Source organism: Pseudomonas abieticivorans (assembly GCF_023509015.1).
Lineage (GTDB): Bacteria > Pseudomonadota > Gammaproteobacteria > Pseudomonadales > Pseudomonadaceae > Aquipseudomonas > Aquipseudomonas abieticivorans.
Window position 1 is genome coordinate 5,948,070 of the sequence record NZ_CP094975.1, and the last position, 16,649, is coordinate 5,964,718.

Here is a 16,649-nt window from a genome sequence, read left to right on the forward strand (position 1 = left end):
TTGAATTTATTCTGGGAAATTCGACTCATCATCTGTGGGAGCAAGGCTCGCCTGCGACGGGGCACTCGCGCACGCCATCGCCGGCAAGCCGTGCTCCCACAGGTCAGGCTTTCTTCTGCGCAAACAATGCATCGAGCTTGCGCTCGAAGACGTGGTAATCAATGGCGTCGTAAAGCTCCATGCGAGTTTGCATGGTGTCGATGACATTTTTCTGCGTGCCGTCGCGGCGCAGCGCGGTGTAGACGTTCTCGGCGGCCTTGTTCATGGCGCGGAAGGCCGACAGCGGGTAGAGCGCCAGCGAGACGTCGGCGCTGGCCAACTCCTCCACGGTAAACAGCGGCGTTGCGCCGAACTCGGTGATGTTGGCCAGGATCGGCGCCTTTACTCGGTTGGCGAACAGCTTGTACATCTCAAGCTGGGTAATGGCTTCGGGGAAAATCATGTCGGCGCCGGCCTCGATGCAGGCGGCGGCGCGGTCTAGCGCAGACTCCAGGCCTTCTACCGCCAGGGCATCGGTGCGGGCCATGATCACGAAGCTGTCGTCGGTGCGGGCATCGACGGCGGCCTTGATGCGGTCGACCATTTCCTGTTGGCTGACGATCTCTTTGTTGGGGCGGTGGCCACAGCGCTTGGCCCCCACCTGGTCTTCGATATGAATGGCCGCGGCGCCGAACTTGATCATCGAACGCACGGTGCGCGCCACGTTGAAGGCCGAGCTGCCGAAGCCGGTGTCCACATCCACCAGCAGCGGCAGGTCGCACACATCGGTGATGCGCCGCACGTCGGTGAGCACGTCGTCGAGCCCGGTAATGCCCAGGTCCGGCAAGCCCAGGGAGCCCGCCGCGACGCCGCCACCGGACAGGTAGATGGCCTTGAAGCCGGCCCGTTTGGCCAATAACGCATGGTTGGCATTGATCGCGCCCACCACCTGCAAGGGGTGTTCGCTGGCGACGGCATCGCGAAAGCGTTGGCCGGGGGTGCTTTTATTATTCATGACTCGCCTCTTGGACTAACGGTTTGAGCGGCGTCCTGGTAATGACGCTCGATATTTCGCTTGGAGGCGCCGATGTGTCGGCGCATCAGCAGTTCAGCCAGTTCGCCATCGCGGTCGGCGATGGCGTCGAGAATGCGGTGGTGTTCGGCAAACGCCTGGTGGGGGCGGTTGGGCGTGGCAGAGAACTGGATGCGGTACATGCGCACCAATTGGTACAGCTCGCCACAAAGCATCTGGGTGAGGGTGCGGTTGCCGGCGCCCTGGATGATGCGGTAATGAAAGTCGAAATCGCCTTCCTGCTGGTAGTAACCGATACCCGCCTGGAAGGCCGCGTCGCGTTCGTGGGTTTCCAGCACGCGGCGCAGCTCGTCGATTTCTTCCAGGGTCATGCGCTCGGCGGCCAGGCGGCAGGCCATGCCCTCCAGTGACTCACGGATTTCGTAAAGTTCGATCAGTTCGGCACGGTTGAGCGACACCACCCGCGCGCCGACATGAGGGATGCGTACCAGCAGGCGCTGGCCCTCCAGGCGGTGGATGGCCTCGCGCAACGGCCCGCGGCTGATGCCATAGGTGCGCGCCAACTCCGGTTCCGAGATTTTGCTGCCCGGGGCGATTTCGCCCTTGACGATGGCCGACTGGATACGGCGAAAGACGTTTTCCGAGAGGGTTTCAGAATCGTCAGCGGGCAGGGCGGCGGCAGAGGAAGTGAGCATATTGTCGACACATCAGAGATTCGATAGGTCAAAAATAGCTTTTGAGTGCATCCAAGTCAAAGAATAAAACATGATTGTCGACAATGGTCTTATCCCCGGTCATGTCTTAACAACCAAGGGGGTGGCCTGGACACAGTAGGAGTACATCTGTACTCCTGTAGGGGTTTCGCCCTTATACCGGTCTTCCCGATTCGCGCTCGTGCACCAGTGCCTGCAAGGTCAAGCGGTTTTGCGAGAGCAATATCCGCCGCACCGTCTCCATGCGTTCCAGGTCGATGCTCTCCCAGCCCAGCGCACTGAGCACCGGCCGGCGTAGCACGCGGAACACCATGCCCTGGCTGTTGAACGCCAGGGCGCGGATGATGGTGACCTCGTCGGTGGCGCTGCGCCCGATCAGCCGGCCGACGATGCTGCGGGTCACGTGCCCCAGGCGCTTGTTGAAGCCTTGGTCCATCAGGTCAAACGCCGATTGAGGTCCCAGGCCCGCCTGTTCACGAGCCATGAAGCGGCGCCAGTGATCGGACTGCGGCGTGTCGTGGATAAACGACATGAACCCGCCAAGAATGCCCAGGTACGCCTCGATCAGCGCCTCGTCACTCGCCTGGGGTGTCGCGACCAGCGCCTCGGCCGCGTTCACGGTCGTGGCCAGTTGGTCCCAGATGCGCGTGAGGATGTGCTCCACGCACGCCACGTACACGCCTTCCTTGTTATCGAAGTAATACTGCAGCGCAGGCGCATTGACCCCGGCGGCAGTAGCGATGTCGCGGGTCGAAGCGCCTTCGAAGCCGCGTTCGGCAAACAGCCCCAGCGCCGCCTCGATGATGCGCACGCGGGTGTCTTCGCCGCGCTGGTAGCCGCCTTCGGTTGCGGGTCGATGTCGTGCCATGTCCAAGTGCCTTGCGGGAGTGAAGGGTTAAATTATATCACTTGACATAATTTCGCCAGAAACGCACTTTATTCCAACTGGAATATTTTGGAGTACGGCATGTCCGTCGATCGTCCCCTGGGTCAACACGACCGTCTGCAACCTGTGGCTGATACCGCGCCCGCCGAGCGCAATGCCAAACCCCGTCGTGTGCTGCTGGGCTTGGGCGCGCTGGCCCTGGTGGCCGGGCTGGGCTGGGGCGCGCACTGGTGGTTCAGTGGGCGATTCTTCGAAAGCACCGATGACGCCTACCTGCAGGCCGACAGCATGACCGTGGCGCCCAAGGTCGGCGGTTACGTGGCGCAGGTACTGGTGGGGGATAACGACACGGTCGCGGTCGGCCAGCCCTTGGTACGCCTGGATGCGCGCAAATACCAGGCTGCCCTGGACGAGGCCCAGGCCACCGTGGCCTCGCGCCAGGCCGACGTGGCCCGCGCCGAGGCCGACCTTAAACAGCAGGACGCCAGCATTGCCCAGGCGAAGGCGGAACTGGCCGGTGCCAGTGCCGATGCCCGGCATGCCCAGGGGCAGGTACAGCGTTATGCCCCACTGGCCCGCTCCGGTGCGGAGACCGAAGAGCGCCTGGCTGACCTTGACAACAAGGCAGCGCAAGCCAACACCGGCCTTGCGGCCCACCAGGCGGCGGTGCTGTCGGCGCAAACCCGGGTGGGCACCCTCAAGGCACAGTTGCAGCAGACCCGCGCGCAACTGGCAGTGGCCCAGGCCAGCGCGCAGCAGGCGCAACTGGACCTGGCGGACACCACGGTGGTCAGCACCCTGGCCGGGCGGGTGGCCGACCGCAGCGTACGCGTGGGCCAGTTCACCCAGCCGGGCACCCGGCTGTTGACCGTGGTGCCGGTGCAGGCGCTGTACCTGACCGCCAACTTCAAGGAAACCCAGATCGGCCAGATGCGCCCTGGGCAAAAAGTGACCGTGCACGTGGACGCCTTGCCGGGCCAGGAATTGGCCGGGCATATCGACAGCCTGTCGCCGGGCACTGGCTCGCAGTTCGCGCTGCTGCCATCGCAAAATGCCACGGGCAACTTCACCAAGATCGTCCAGAGGGTGCCGGTGCGCATCCAACTGGATGTGCCCGACGATGTGCGGGCGGTGCTGGTACCAGGCCTGTCGGCCACCGTGGACGTGGACCTGCGCCACCATGGTTGAGGCCCTCGCGACGCCTGCGCCGGCCGCCGCGCCGCGTGCCGCCAACGCTACGCTCACCGACTGGGTCGCCGTGGCGGCCGGATCCCTGGGTGCATTGCTGGCGACCCTGGACATTTCCATCACCAACTCGGCCCTGCCACAAATCCAAGGCCAGATCGGCGCCTCCGGCACCGAGGGCACCTGGATCTCCACCGGTTATTTGATGTCGGAGATCGTCATGATCCCCCTGGCGGCCTGGCTGACCCGGGTGTTTGGCCTGCGCCGGTTTTTGATGGGCACCGCGATCATGTTCACGGTGTTTTCCATGTACTGCGGCCTGTCCACCAGCCTGATGGCGATGGTGGTGGGGCGCATCGGCCAGGGCTTTGCCGGCGGGGCGATGATCCCCACCGCGCAAACCATCATCCGCACGCGCTTGCCGGCGCACCAGATGTCGGTGGGCATGGCGGTGTTCGGCCTGACGGTGCTGCTGGGGCCGTTGATGGGCCCAGTGGTGGGCGGCTGGCTGACCGAGAACGCCAGTTGGCGCTGGTGTTTCTTTGTTAACGTGCCGGTCAGCGTGGCCTTGGTGGCCTTGCTGTGGAGCGGCCTCAAGCCGGAGAAGTCCGACCTGGAGCAGTTTATCAAGGCCGACTGGACCGGCATTCTCGGCCTGGCCCTGGGCTTGAGCACGCTGACCGTGGTGCTGGAAGAAGGCCAGCGCGAACGCTGGTTCGACTCGACCTTGATCATCGGCCTGAGCCTGTTGTCGGCCTTGGGCTTTTTCCTGGTGGCGCTGGGGCAGTTCACCGCGCGCAAACCCATCGTGCGCCTGGGCCTGCTGCGCAACCCGCGCTACGCCTCGGTGATCTTCATCGTCTCGACCGTTGGCGCGGCCATCTATGGCATCAGTTACCTGCTGCCGCAGTTCCTGGGCAACATCGCCGGCTACAACGCCCAGCAGGCTGGCTCCATCATGCTGCTGTCGGGGTTGCCGGCGTTCCTGTTGATGCCGGTGCTGCCCAAACTGCTGCAGAGTGCCGACAGCCGCTGGCTGGTCAGCCTGGGGCTGGTGATGTTCGCCGCCAGTTGCTTTATGGACGTGAACTTGACCAGCGACAGCGTGGGCCATGACTTCTATGCCTCGCAACTGGTGCGCGGCTTTGCCCAGATCCTGGCGATGATGCCCCTGAACTCGGCGTCCATGGCGGCGGTCGCCACCCATGAAGCAGGGGACGCGGCCGGGCTCTACAACATGGCGCGCAACCTGGGGGGCTCGATCGGCCTGGCGCTGATGGGAGTGCTGATTGACCGTCGGCAAAGCTATCACGACGCGATGATCCGTGAGTCGCTGACCGCCAACAGCACCCTGGGCCAGGACCACATGGCCGCCCAGACCCAAGGCTTCCTGGCCCAGACCGGCGACCAGGCTCTGGCCCAACTCAAGGCCATTGCCCAACTGAGCGCCAGCGTCGCGCGCCAGGCGTCGGTGATGACTTTCAACGAATGCTTTTACCTGCTGGGGATCGCCTTGGTGGTGTGCATTCCGTTGGCCCTATTACTCCAGAAACCTGCCGCGAGCCCTGTACGATGACCCCAAGACCCTTAGTGCTCGCTGTGACCCTGGCGTTGCTCGCCGGCTGTACCGTGGGCCCGGATTACCACGGCGCCCCCGTGGTGGCCGAGAAAACCCTGGCCGCCGGGCGTTTGCCCCACGCCGACCCTGCGGCAGCCAGCGTGCCCGCCGCCGCCGATTGGTGGCGGGGCCTGGGTGATAGCCAGCTGGACACATTGGTGGAGGCCGCGCTCAAGGACAGCCCGGACATCCAGACCGCCCAGGCACGTTTGCGCCAGGCGCGCGCGGGCTTGAGCAGCGAGCAGGCGGCGGGGCGGCCCAAGGTCAGCACTAACCTGACCGCCGTGCGCCTGCGCTCGCCGGACCTGTCGCAGTTGACCGGGGGTGACAGTGGCGGCGGCCGTGGCCCGTTGCAGCTGTACCTGGCCGATTTCGATGCCAGTTGGGAGCTCGACCTGTTCGGTGGCACGCGCCGGGCCATTGAAGCGGCGAGCGCCAGCGCCCAGGCCTCCAGCGCACAACTGGCCGACACCCAGGTGCAACTGGCGGCCGACGTGGTGCAGGCCTACGTGAGCCTGCGTGACCAACAGGCGCGGCTGGCCCTGGTCAATGCCTCGGCCGACCTGGAGGCCCAGGTGGTGGACTTGACCCGCCAGCGTCGCGGCCGCGGCGTGGCCTCACAGCTGCAACTGGAGCAGGTGACCACCCAGTGGCAAACCACCCAAGCCCAGCGTTTGCCGCTGCAGGCCGACATTATCGAGTCGCTGGACCAGTTGGCGGTGCTGTGCAACCTTGAGCCAGGCGCGCTGGACAGCCGCCTGGCGCAACCTGCCGACCTGCCCAAGGTGCCCGCCAGCGTGCCGGTGGCAGACCCCGCCGCACTGCTAAAAGCGCGCCCGGACATCCGCGCGGCCGAACGCCAACTGGCATCGAGCAACGCGCAGATCGGCGAAAAGAAAGCCGACTGGTTCCCCAAATTGTCGCTGATGGGCGACCTGGGCTTCAGCGCTGGTGACCCCTCGCACCTGGCGCGCAAGGACAACGGCACCTGGCTGCTGATCCCGCGCTTGAGCTGGAACGCCCTGGACTTTGGTCGCGTGGCCGCCAGCATCGACAGCGCCGAAGGTGGGCGCGACGAAGCCCAGGCGCATTACCGCAGCGTGGTGTTGGGCGCCTTGCGCGATGCCGACAGCGCGCTTGCACGCTACGGCCACCAGCGCGAGAACGTGGTGCTGTTGCGCGACATCGAAGCCTCGTCGGGGCGCGCCGCCAGCCTGACCCGCGAGCGCTATGACGCCGGCACCGCCAGCACCCTGGACTGGCTGGACGCCGAACGCACGCGCTTCGATGCCGAACAAAATCGCATCAGCGGCGACGCGCAATTGCTCAAGGACTTTGCCTCGCTGCACAAGGCCCTGGGCCTGGGCTGGCGACCGGTCAATGGCTAGGCTGTAGAGCCTGTGCGCCGAATGTGCTCTGATACAGCCATCTTCCTGCACAGGCCCCGCGCCCTTGAATGACTTGATAGAAACGCGGCAGCTGTCGCGCCTGGATGCCAATACCGGCAGCGTCCTGCTGCACCCCACCGACTATCGCTTGAACGGCGGCGACCGGGTCGCCATCACCGGGCCGTCGGGTTCGGGAAAGAGTGTTTTCTTGCGCGCCCTGGCATTGCTGGACGCTCCCAGCCGTGGCGAGTTGCTGTTCAAGGGCCACCCTGTGGCACCTGACCACGTCCCGGCCTATCGCAGCCGGGTGTGCTACATCGCGCAAAAGCCTGGGCTATTGGACGGCACGGTGGCCGACAACCTGCGTTACCCCTATGGCCTGAAAGTGTTTGCCAAAGCGCGTTTCGACTTGCCGACGGTCCAGCGATTGCTGGCACAGGCGGGCAAACCGGCCGCTTTTTTGGACAAGCACAGTGCTGACCTGTCCGGCGGCGAGGCACAAGTGCTGGCGCTGGTTCGGGTGTTGCAGTTGGACCCCGACGTGCTGCTGCTGGACGAACCCACCGCCGCGCTGGACCCGGCCTCGGCCGCGCAGGTCGAGCAATTGGTGGGCGCCTGGTTCGGCCAGGCACCCGGCACGCGGGCGTACTTGTGGGTGTCCCATGACCCGCAGCAGGCGCAGCGCGTGAGCAACCGGCAATTGAACATGATCGCAGGGGCCCTGGCATGAACTATCAAAGCCTGTCGGCCTGGGACATTGGCATCGCGGCGTGCCTGGTATTGATCAATGGCGTGTTGTCGCTGCTGCTCAAATTGGGCCTGGGCCGTCAGTTGCTGGTGGCCTCGGTGCGCACGGTGGTGCAATTGCTGGCCATCGGTTACGTGCTGGGCTGGATCTTCCGGTACCCCTATTGGTACGTGGTAGTGCCGGTGATGTGCCTGATGACCCTGATTGCCGGCCTGTCGGCGTCCGCGCGCGGCCAGCGCACCTACGCCGGCCAACGCACCGACAGCATCGTCTCGATCTGGCTGGGCACCTGGCTGGTCGCGGCTGTAGGGTTGCTGGCCGTGATCGGCGTGCACCCCTGGTACGAGCCGCAATACGCCATCCCGATCCTGGGCATGATTTTGGGCAACACCCTGACCGGCGTCTCGTTGGGCATCGAACGCATGACCCAGGAGCTGACCGCCGGGCGCGGGGTGATCGAAATGACCCTGGCCCTGGGCGGCAGCCGCTGGGAAGCTGCGCGCCTGCCCGCACGCCAGGCGGTGCGCGCGGGCATGATCCCGACCCTGAACCAGATGAGCGTGGTGGGCCTGGTCAGCTTGCCGGGCATGATGACCGGCCAGGTGCTGGCCGGTGAAAACCCGATGGAGGCGGTGCGCTACCAGATCGTCATCATGTTCCTGATCGCGGCGGCGTCGGCGCTCGGCACCGTGATTGCGGTACTGCTGACGTATCGGCGGCTGTTTTCGGCGGGGCATCGGTTCGAGGCCAGCAAGTTGCTGCTTCGCCGTTAGGCAGGGTGGGAGCGGGTTTATCCGCGAAGCCTACACCGCCGTGATGCCGCGAACCGCCGCCACCAACGCATCGATTTCCGCCTCGGTGTTGTAGGCATGCACCGAGGCCCGCACCCGCTCAGGCCCCGTTCGACCGCGTGTCACCGACACATTGATCGGTTTGCTCGCCTGGGCGAGGACCTGCTTGACCCTCAGCGGGCTGCAGGCGTCCAGCGTGAAGGTGACGATCCCGCTCGTGCACACGCCCGCATCCTCGCCCTGCACGCCGGCGATACCCGATAATTCACGCCGCAGGTAGCCTGCCAACTGCTGGATACGCTCCCAGATCCGCTCGACGTCGACCTCCAGTGCATAGTCCACCGCAGCCCCCAGGCCCAGCTTGGCCGCGACATTGCATTCCCAAGCCTCGAAGCGCCGGGCATCGCTGCGAATGTCGAACTGCGCCGGCCCCACCAGGGTGGCCGCGTGCAGGTCCAGAAACGGCGGCTCGAGCTGTTCGCACAGGCCTTTTTCGATATACAAAAAGCCCATGCCGCGCGGCCCTCGCAGGTATTTGCGGCTGGTCGCGGTGAGGATATGGCAGCCGATCTCCCGCACATCCAGCGGCAGTTGCCCGACGCCCTGGCAGGCATCCAGTAAAAAGGTCACCCCGGCGGCACGGCACAGGGCGCCGATCTCGCGCACCGGTTGCAGCGGGCCGCCATCGGTGGCCAGCAGCGGCAATGACACCAGCGCCACGCCCGGTTGCGCCAGGCGTTCGGCCAAGGCGCTCAGTGACACCTGGCCATTGTGGTCATCGGCCAGCACCTGGATCTCGATGCCACGCTGGCGCTGCAACTGCAGGTAGGGGATGTAATTGCCGACGTACTCGTTGCTGCTGGTCAGGATCACCTCACCTGGCTGCAACGGCAGTGCGTAGAAGGCCATGTCCCAGGCGCGCGTGGCGTTCTCGACCACGGCGATTTCCTGTGGGTGGGCATTGAGCAACCGGGCGATGGAGCGGTACACGGCGTCCAACGGGGCGCTGGCCAGGGCGGCGGCCTCGTAGCCGCCCCACAGGGCCTCGTTGTGCAGGTGCGCGGTCACGGCGTTCAGCACGGCGGAGGGCTGCAACGCGGCCCCGGCGTTGTTGAAGTGCATGACCTGGTGGGTGCCAGGGGTGTCGTCGCGCAAGGTGGTCAGGTCGGGCATGGCTTGGGCTCGTCCACGAAAGGTGTAAGGTGGTCCGTTGGGAGATTAGGCTCTGTACGAAATGTATCTGAGCTCGATTATGCCGCGATGAAAACAGGCGCGTGCGCGAGTCCGACCGCAATGCTCATGGATAACCAGTAAAGTCGAGCGCGACCCCGGTCCTTTCCTCGCCTGTTTTCGCCTTGCCTAAGCTTCGCTCAAACACTTGTCGTACAGAGTCTAGAGTGCGCTCAAGCGGTTTCGTCCCTCGGCCTTGGCCTGATACAACGCCCGATCGGCAATTTCGATCAACGCCTGTGGTTCGCCATAGGGCGCCACGCACGTGGCGGCGCCAATGCTCACGGTGATCACGCCCAATGGGCTTTGCGCGTGCGCTATCCCAGCCTCGACGATGGCTTGCAGTATGCAACGCGCCACCGAATGGCAGCCGGGCCCATCGGTGTTGGGCATCACGATGGCGATTTCTTCACCGCCGTAACGCGCCACCCGGTCGCCTGGCCGGCGCGCGCAAGCGCTGATGATCTGGCTGACCTGCTGCAGGCACTGATCGCCGGCGATATGCCCGTAAGTGTCGTTGTACAGCTTGAAAAAATCCACGTCGATCAACAGCAGCGACAGCGGGCTTTCGGTGCGCCGGGCGCGCTTGAGTTCGCTGTCCAGAAACTCATCGAAATGCCGGCGGTTGGCCAGGCCCGTGAGCTTGTCCACCGACGCCAGGACTTCCAGCTCGTCGTTGAGCGCCAGCAGCGAGCTCTGGCTTTTGCGCAGTTGGAGTTCGGCCTTGATCCGGTAATTGATGTGGGTCTTGAGCCGCTGGCCCAGCGCCACCAGCAAGGCCAGCAGCAACAGCACCACCCCCAAAAGCTTCTGCGACTGGTCCCACCACCCTTGCATGGCTTCGGCCTGCCCTTGGGCCACGGTGGTCACCAAGGGGTATTGGTCACTCTTCTTGAACGCGTACAAACGCTTGATGCCATCCACCTTGGAGGCAAAGCGCGTGGTGCCGCTGCGGGCCTGGCGCAGGTCGTCGTTGAAGATCGGCGCAGACGACAGGTCGCGGCCAATATCCTGTTCGCGGAAGGGGTAGCGCACCAGCACCTGGCCGCTCGAGGTGGTCAGGCTGATGGCGCCCAGCTTGCCCACTTGGATGCTTTGGTACAGCTTGAGGAAGTGCTCCAGGCTGATGGTGACGGCGATCACCCCGGCAAAGCGCCCATCGGCATGCTCAAGCCGCCGGCTGACCGAAATCACCCAGGCGTTGGTGGCTTTGCTGCGGATGGTGGGGCCGATGAACACGCCGCGGTCGGGGTGGTCACGGTGGTGGATGAAGAACTCGCGGTCGTTGCCGTTGGAGTCAGCGGGCCGCAAGGCTGAGTTGGATAGCACCCAATTGCCCTTATCGTCATACAACACCACGCTGTTGAGCTGGGGCAGGGCGCTCATGTCCTGGGCAATCAAGCGTTGCAGGCGTTCGCGCTGTGGGGGCCCCACGCCCTCGGACTCGGCGATTTGCGCCAAGGCAATCAACACCAGCTCGCTCTGCTTGAACATGCCGTCGGTGTAGGTATTGAGCGCCTGGGTGAGGTTCAGCGTGTCCACCTCGATATTGCTCAAGGTGTTCTCGCGCGCGGTCCAGATCTGCCAGCCCGTCAACAAGGCCACCGTTGCACACACCAGCAGGGTCAACAGGGAAGCCAGCCTTAAATCGCGTTTCAAGAGTGCTTCCCTTACTGCAACGGTTCAGAGGTTGCCAGTATAGGGGGGCGGTGCGTTGCTGGGTATCGGTGTCCGTTTGGCAGGGGGATTACCGATAGCCAGGAGTTGGAAATCAAACGTTTGCTTTGCGCTAAAGGTTTACCACCCCAGGCCGTTACATGTAATGGATCCGATACAATAATGCGGAGAATGGATAACTCTCATGACCTCGATAACGGCTTCACTTGTGACCCCGCAGCTTAACCTTGCCTCGCTGGCCACCAGCCTGCCGCCCGCCCAGACCGTAACCGCGCAGGCTGCGGCGGTGTCTGCACCAGCAGCCATCGTAACGCTTGGCCAAGCCACCAGCAGCGACACCCAGGTGTATTCGATGCGCGGCGTGCTGACCGATGCAGAGCCGGTCAGTGCGTGGGAGAACAGCACGGCCAAGGACGCGGTCACCTCGACGTTAAGCAACAATTTCGGCAGCGTGGACTCGGCCAGCCGGTTCAAGAACCTGGGCGCCGCGCTGCTCACCCAGTTGGCCAAGGGCGGTGGCAGCCACTACTCCCAGTCCGTGATCAACTCGTCGAAAACAACCGCGGCGGCGCAACTGGCCTCGGCGCAAAAAAGCCTGCACGCCAGCACCGACAACAGCATTTCGTTGACCCTGACCACGGCCAGTGGCAAGACCATTACCTTAAGCCTCGCCAGCCAAGCCAATGGCCTGGCGGTGCAGATGGACGTGACGGGCGGCGATCTGAGCGACACCGAATTGGCCGCCGTCGGCAAATTGGCCGATGGCTTTCAGTCGGCCATCGACGGCTTGACCCAAGTGCCACCGCGGCTGAACCTGGACGGGCTGTCCCAGTTCGACAAGAGCGTGTTCACCTCCGTGGACCTGACCTCGCAACTGCAAGTCAGCGACGCCGACGTCCAGACCCTGAGCTTTCACGCCGATGCCGACAAGCAAAGCGTCAAGGCCAGCGGCCCGAGTGGTGATGTGCAGTTGACGGTGGACACCCGCAATGCGGCGATCCTGGGCACCGCCCAACAGCAAGCCCAGGCGCTGAATGCCTTCCTCGCGCAGTTTGATGCCGCAGGCAAACGCGGCAAAGGCGATGCCGACCTGATGAACCTGTTCAAGGATGCCTTCACCTCGCTGAACGGCCCCTCGGCCACCGCGTCGACGTCGGCCAACAGCGCCACCCCACTGGATCTGAATGACACCGAGCACGCGATGTTGACGGGGCTGGCCGACTTCACCGCATCGATCAAGCAGACCGACGCCTCGCCCAACCCAATGCGCAGCGGCGAGACCGACAGTTTCGAATACACCGCGTCACAGAAAACCGACGTGCAGGGCAACCCGCTGGATCGCTCCATCGCCCAGCAACAGCAATCGCACCTGAAGGCCAGTTACCACAAAAGCCTGTTTCCCGGCACGGCATTGGCGCTGGGCAACCTGAACAAAGACCAGAACTATTACTACTACCAGCTCGATGACAGTGCCAGCAGCACGGCGAGCATCGCCTACCAGAAGGGCGAACTGGTCGACGCGACACTCAAGCAGGACGCTTCGCAAACCACCAAGGTATCGAAGTACGTGATGGGCAAGCTGGAAGAAACCACCGTGACGCCCAAAGAGGTGTCCAAGTCGCAGAGTTACTTGCAGGTGATCGAGGCGGCCGTCAAGCAGGACCAGAAAGCCGGGCTGGGCAGCGAGGGCTTTCGCACCCAGGCGGCGATAGCAAAGGCCCATGACCAGGTGTTGCAGGCATTGAACCCCTACGACAATCACGCGCGGTAAACCGTGCGATCGTCCAGGCCACGTTGTTGCACGCAGGGCGCCCACCAGGCGCCCTGTTTGTTTTTACCTGAACACACAACTGCGCTGGCACGCACACACACAAGCATTTGCCTTCGGTTTACGATCAGATCCACCGTTCATGGATTCAAAGGTCGACGGTGCGTAGATGATCTTCAAGAAGAACAAGGTGGCGGCGGAGCTCACCGAGGCTCTGGGCCACCTACTTGCGGGCCAGCTCGCGCCGGCGAGGTCGGGCGAGGGTTCTCGGTGGTGGCCGATGAGGTGCGCAAGCTCGCCGAAAGCACCCGCCAGGCGACCCATCAGATTCAAACGATGCTGCATCAGCAAAAGCACTAGGGCGGGGCACCTGACCGGCAGCCCTATGGCTGCCGGCCTTGAGTGTGTTTTATCAGAACGAGGCGGCCAGAATTACCTGCGCGTAGACGTTGGTATTGCTGTTGCCCAACTGCGTGCCACCGCTGTCGGCGCTTTTCTCCGGTTTGTAGAAGCCTACCAGTGGCAACAGCGTAAAGTGCTCGTTGATGGTCCACTCGGCGTACAGGTCCGCCTCACGGGCGTTCAGGTTCTGCTGGCTCTTGTCCAGGGTCGAGAAGTCATACAGCAGCGTGCCGACGTTCACGGTTGGCGTTGCCGCGACCTTGACGCCGACGTGGTGCACTTGCGTGTTGCTGTTGAAGGGGCCAGCGTAGTTGGACGCCACTTCGCCCTGGAACCAGGTGCCCAGTGCTCGGCCGTTACCGTAGAACATCGGGTCATAGCCGTCCGAAAATCGGCTGTAGCGGTAGTTGACCACCGGCTTGAGCGGCAGATCGCTGAACGTCCAGCCGGCTTCCACGTACCAGGCGTTCGCGTCGCCATTGGTCTTTTCTTCACGGGCATACTCGCTGGACAAAAACAGGTTGGGCACGCCGGCATTGCCCGTGGCCCGCACGCTGTATTGCTTCATGCCCTTGCGATCCGGGTAGGTCAGCTCGGCGAGGTCTTTGTCGGTATCCAGCACCTTGAGGTAGGTCAGGCCAAACGTGGCTTTGTCGGCCACGTGCTCAAGCGTGCCCACCGCCACCTCTGGGTTGGCTTGCGCCGGGTTATCGGATTTAAGCCACATCAAGTCACTGCGCCAGCCTTGCTTGCCACCCAGGCGCAACACCACCGTGCGGTCAAAGTCTTTGCGCGCCGTGAGGTAATACGCCCCCCCGCGGTTCAATTTGCCGTTGGCGATTTCGTTGCCCAGGTTCAAAGCATCTCCCGACACCAGAAAGCCGTCGCCGATGACGATGTTTTGCCGGCCCACGGAGAAGTCCACGCCGTCAGTGCCCAATACCGGGAACAGGTTGGCCGAGCGCCAGCCGACGAAGGCATCCTCGATCTTGGTGGTGCGTTCCGAGCCGCTCGACCAGCCCGCCGGGTCACCGTCACCATAAGTGCCCGAAGACACCCAATTAAGCGAGGCGTAAGTATTGCCATACTGTGGGCTCGCATGCTTGATGTCCAAGCCATACTGAAACACCGACTCCTGCCAGTTGCTCGACCCTTTGGTACGGGTACCGGATTGGTCGTAGTTTTGCTTGCTGGAAAATACCCCGGCGGCGGCCACCAACTTGGCATCCACCTGGGTCTGGTCATCGGCGTATAAAGAAAGGGCATTGGCCAACGGCGCCAATGCCACCAGCAACGTGAGAGAGGTAGAGCGATAGAGCAGGGTCAGGTGCATTGGCTTGCGTTTCATGATGATGTTTCTCCAGGACCATTAGCAGGAATACACCCGGCACGTTGCGAGTGAGGCCAGGCAGCCGAGGCAAGTGCGCCCGCTGCCGAGCAGAGGCTATGGCCATACGCCGCCCCTGTTCTTTGCTATCCCAGACATCCATGCGTCTATGAGTGCCAAACGCACTTTTACCCAGTGAACGTGGCAGAAAAACACAACTGCCATACCGGCATGTACAAGACCGGCCCCTTGCTCAATGGCACTGTCGCCTCGTAGCACTTCATTCATTGCTTTAACGAGGGACGGGTTATGGAGTCGTCAAATACAAATGTCGGCGCATTAAGAAAAAACGCCGTGGGCATGTGGAGCATCGTTTTCTTTGTGCTGGCGACCAACGGGCCGCTGACCGGCCTGATTGGTGCCGTACCGACGGCCATTCAAATGGGTAACGGCATCGGCATCCCCGGTACGTTCCTGGTGGTTGGCCTGGCGTACCTGCTGTTTGCCGTCGGGTTTGTGGCCATGGGGCGCCATATTCGCAACGCCGGTGCCTTTTATGCCTACGTGTCCACTGGGCTGGGCCGGCCGCTGGGTACCGCGTCAGCCTTCCTGGCCATCGTGGCCTACGCCGGGATGCAGGTCGCCTGTTACGGGCTGATCGGCTTTTTCAGCGCCGATGCACTGTCCCACCTGGGCTGGACCGTGCCGTGGTGGCTGGTCTCGATCGTGATAGCCATCGTGGTGCAGTTTTTCGGCACGCGTAACGTCGCCTTCAACGGCCGCTTCCTGGGCTTGTTGATGCTGGCCGAGATGGCCGTGATCGTGGTGTTCGACGCCGCAGTGGTGTACCACGGCGGCGGGCCAGCAGGTTTCAGCATGACCGCCTTCGCGCCCAGCAACGTCTTCGTGCCAGGTTTCGGCGCGGCGCTGGTGTTTGTCGGCGCAGCCTTCATGGGCTTTGAAACCACGGCCATCTACGCCGAGGAAGCGCGAGATCCGGCGCGCACCCTGCCGCGGGCAACCTACCTGGCCTTGCTGATTATCATGGGCTTTTTCGCCGTGTCGTCCTGGCTGCTGGTGGTTGCCGTGGGCCCTGACCAGATCGTCGCAGGCGTGACCCAGGACCCGGGCGGCATCTGGTTCGCACTGGCAACCCACCTGGTGGGCCCAGGTTTGGCCGATGCCATGAACATTCTGTTGATCACCAGCTTGTTCGCGGTGCTGCTCAGCTTTCACAACTCGTTGTCGCGCTACCTGTATGCCATGGGGCGCGAAGGCATCTTGTGGCACCGGTTTGCTCGCACGCACCAGGTGCACAACACCCCGTACGTTGCCAGCACCGTGCAAACGCTGTTCAGCGTGATCTTGCTGGCGGTATTCGGCCTGTTTCACGTAGACCCGATGACCCAGGTACTGCCCATTGGTAGTGCACCGGCCACCATCGGGATTGTCGCGGTGCAGCTGTTGACCTCCCTTGCGGTGATTCGCTTTTTCCACCGCGAGCGGCACGGCACCAACGTCTGGCAACGCCTGCTGGCGCCATTGGGCAGTGCGATTGCCCTGGCGTGCGGCTTGACGGTGATCGTCACCAACATGCCGCTGTTGACCGGCGGCGATTCGATTTTCAACGACGCGATTCCCTTGGGCATGCTAGCGGTCGCCTTGATCGGCATCGTTACGGCCTACTGGTTCAAGTTCGCGCGTCCCGAGTTGTACCAGGGCCTGTCGAGGATCCTGAACGAGGTGTGATCCCCCCATCGTATTGAGTAACCCTGTCCATTGCCGCAACCCCCAACGGGTTGCGGCTTTTTTATTGCCACGTGCAGGGCAAAGGAGTACACGTGAACAGACTGCCTGGGCAGTTCATCTAGATGAAATATTAACGACTGAGTTTGGCGCCCTCG

General features: G+C 63.3%; 13 protein-coding genes and 1 pseudogene. 8 read left to right on the top strand and 6 right to left on the bottom strand.

Annotated elements, in window-relative coordinates; genetic code table 11:
• Nucleotides 1-103: 103 nt before the first annotated feature.
• From prpB to L9B60_RS27065, 3 genes are all read right to left on the bottom strand, one after another.
• Nucleotides 104-994, bottom strand: coding sequence for a methylisocitrate lyase (prpB, locus tag L9B60_RS27055; RefSeq protein WP_249674037.1), 891 nt, complete (start codon nt 992-994; stop codon nt 104-106).
• Complete coding sequence (locus L9B60_RS27060) at nt 991-1,707, bottom strand: GntR family transcriptional regulator (RefSeq protein WP_249674038.1); 717 nt, start codon at nt 1,705-1,707, stop codon at nt 991-993. Before L9B60_RS27060 ends, prpB begins: the two co-directional genes overlap by 4 nt.
• A gap of 172 nt (nt 1,708-1,879) precedes the next feature.
• A complete protein-coding gene (locus L9B60_RS27065; RefSeq protein WP_249674039.1) occupies nt 1,880-2,593 on the bottom strand; it encodes a CerR family C-terminal domain-containing protein in 714 nt (237 codons plus the stop codon).
• 99 nt (nt 2,594-2,692) lie between these two features.
• Between L9B60_RS27065 and L9B60_RS27070 the strand changes: the two genes are divergently transcribed.
• From L9B60_RS27070 to L9B60_RS27090, 5 genes are all read left to right on the top strand, one after another.
• The gene (locus L9B60_RS27070) at nt 2,693-3,799 is read left to right on the top strand and encodes an HlyD family secretion protein (RefSeq protein ID WP_249674040.1); all 1,107 of its coding nucleotides are present in this window, start codon (nt 2,693-2,695) and stop codon (nt 3,797-3,799) included.
• A complete protein-coding gene (locus L9B60_RS27075) occupies nt 3,792-5,372 on the top strand; it encodes an MDR family MFS transporter (RefSeq protein WP_249674041.1) in 1,581 nt (526 codons plus the stop codon). The genes L9B60_RS27070 and L9B60_RS27075 overlap by 8 nt, the downstream gene beginning before the upstream one ends.
• Nucleotides 5,369-6,802, top strand: a complete 1,434-nt coding sequence (locus L9B60_RS27080; RefSeq protein ID WP_249674042.1) for an efflux transporter outer membrane subunit — start codon at nt 5,369-5,371, stop codon at nt 6,800-6,802. Before L9B60_RS27075 ends, L9B60_RS27080 begins: the two co-directional genes overlap by 4 nt.
• A gap of 64 nt (nt 6,803-6,866) precedes the next feature.
• Complete coding sequence (locus L9B60_RS27085) at nt 6,867-7,532, top strand: ABC transporter ATP-binding protein (RefSeq protein WP_249674043.1); 666 nt, start codon at nt 6,867-6,869, stop codon at nt 7,530-7,532.
• The gene (locus tag L9B60_RS27090; RefSeq protein ID WP_249674044.1) at nt 7,529-8,323 is read left to right on the top strand and encodes an ABC transporter permease; all 795 of its coding nucleotides are present in this window, start codon (nt 7,529-7,531) and stop codon (nt 8,321-8,323) included. Before L9B60_RS27085 ends, L9B60_RS27090 begins: the two co-directional genes overlap by 4 nt.
• 30 nt (nt 8,324-8,353) lie before the next feature.
• On the opposite strand, the gene L9B60_RS27095 is transcribed toward L9B60_RS27090, so the two are convergent.
• Nucleotides 8,354-9,514, bottom strand: a complete 1,161-nt coding sequence (locus tag L9B60_RS27095) for an aminotransferase class V-fold PLP-dependent enzyme (RefSeq protein WP_249674045.1) — start codon at nt 9,512-9,514, stop codon at nt 8,354-8,356.
• 219 nt (nt 9,515-9,733) lie between these two features.
• A complete protein-coding gene (locus L9B60_RS27100) occupies nt 9,734-11,230 on the bottom strand; it encodes a sensor domain-containing diguanylate cyclase (protein WP_249674046.1) in 1,497 nt (498 codons plus the stop codon).
• A 202-nt stretch (nt 11,231-11,432) separates the two neighbouring features.
• Between L9B60_RS27100 and L9B60_RS27105 the strand changes: the two genes are divergently transcribed.
• Both L9B60_RS27105 and L9B60_RS27110 read left to right on the top strand, forming a co-directional pair.
• A complete protein-coding gene (locus L9B60_RS27105; protein ID WP_249674047.1) occupies nt 11,433-13,019 on the top strand; it encodes a lactate dehydrogenase in 1,587 nt (528 codons plus the stop codon).
• 234 nt (nt 13,020-13,253) lie between these two features.
• Nucleotides 13,254-13,376 (top strand): annotated as a pseudogene (locus tag L9B60_RS27110) (methyl-accepting chemotaxis protein); the annotation flags it as partial.
• Between the two features lie 52 nt (nt 13,377-13,428).
• Here L9B60_RS27110 and L9B60_RS27115 read toward each other — a convergent pair.
• On the bottom strand, nt 13,429-14,766 hold the full coding sequence (locus L9B60_RS27115) for a hypothetical protein (protein ID WP_438866023.1): 1,338 nt from the start codon (nt 14,764-14,766) through the stop codon (nt 13,429-13,431).
• A 339-nt stretch (nt 14,767-15,105) separates the two neighbouring features.
• On the opposite strand from L9B60_RS27115, the gene L9B60_RS27120 reads away from it, so the two are divergent.
• Entirely contained in the window at nt 15,106-16,494 is a 1,389-nt protein-coding gene (locus L9B60_RS27120) for an APC family permease (RefSeq protein WP_249674048.1), read from the top strand.
• Nucleotides 16,495-16,649: the final 155 nt, after the last annotated feature.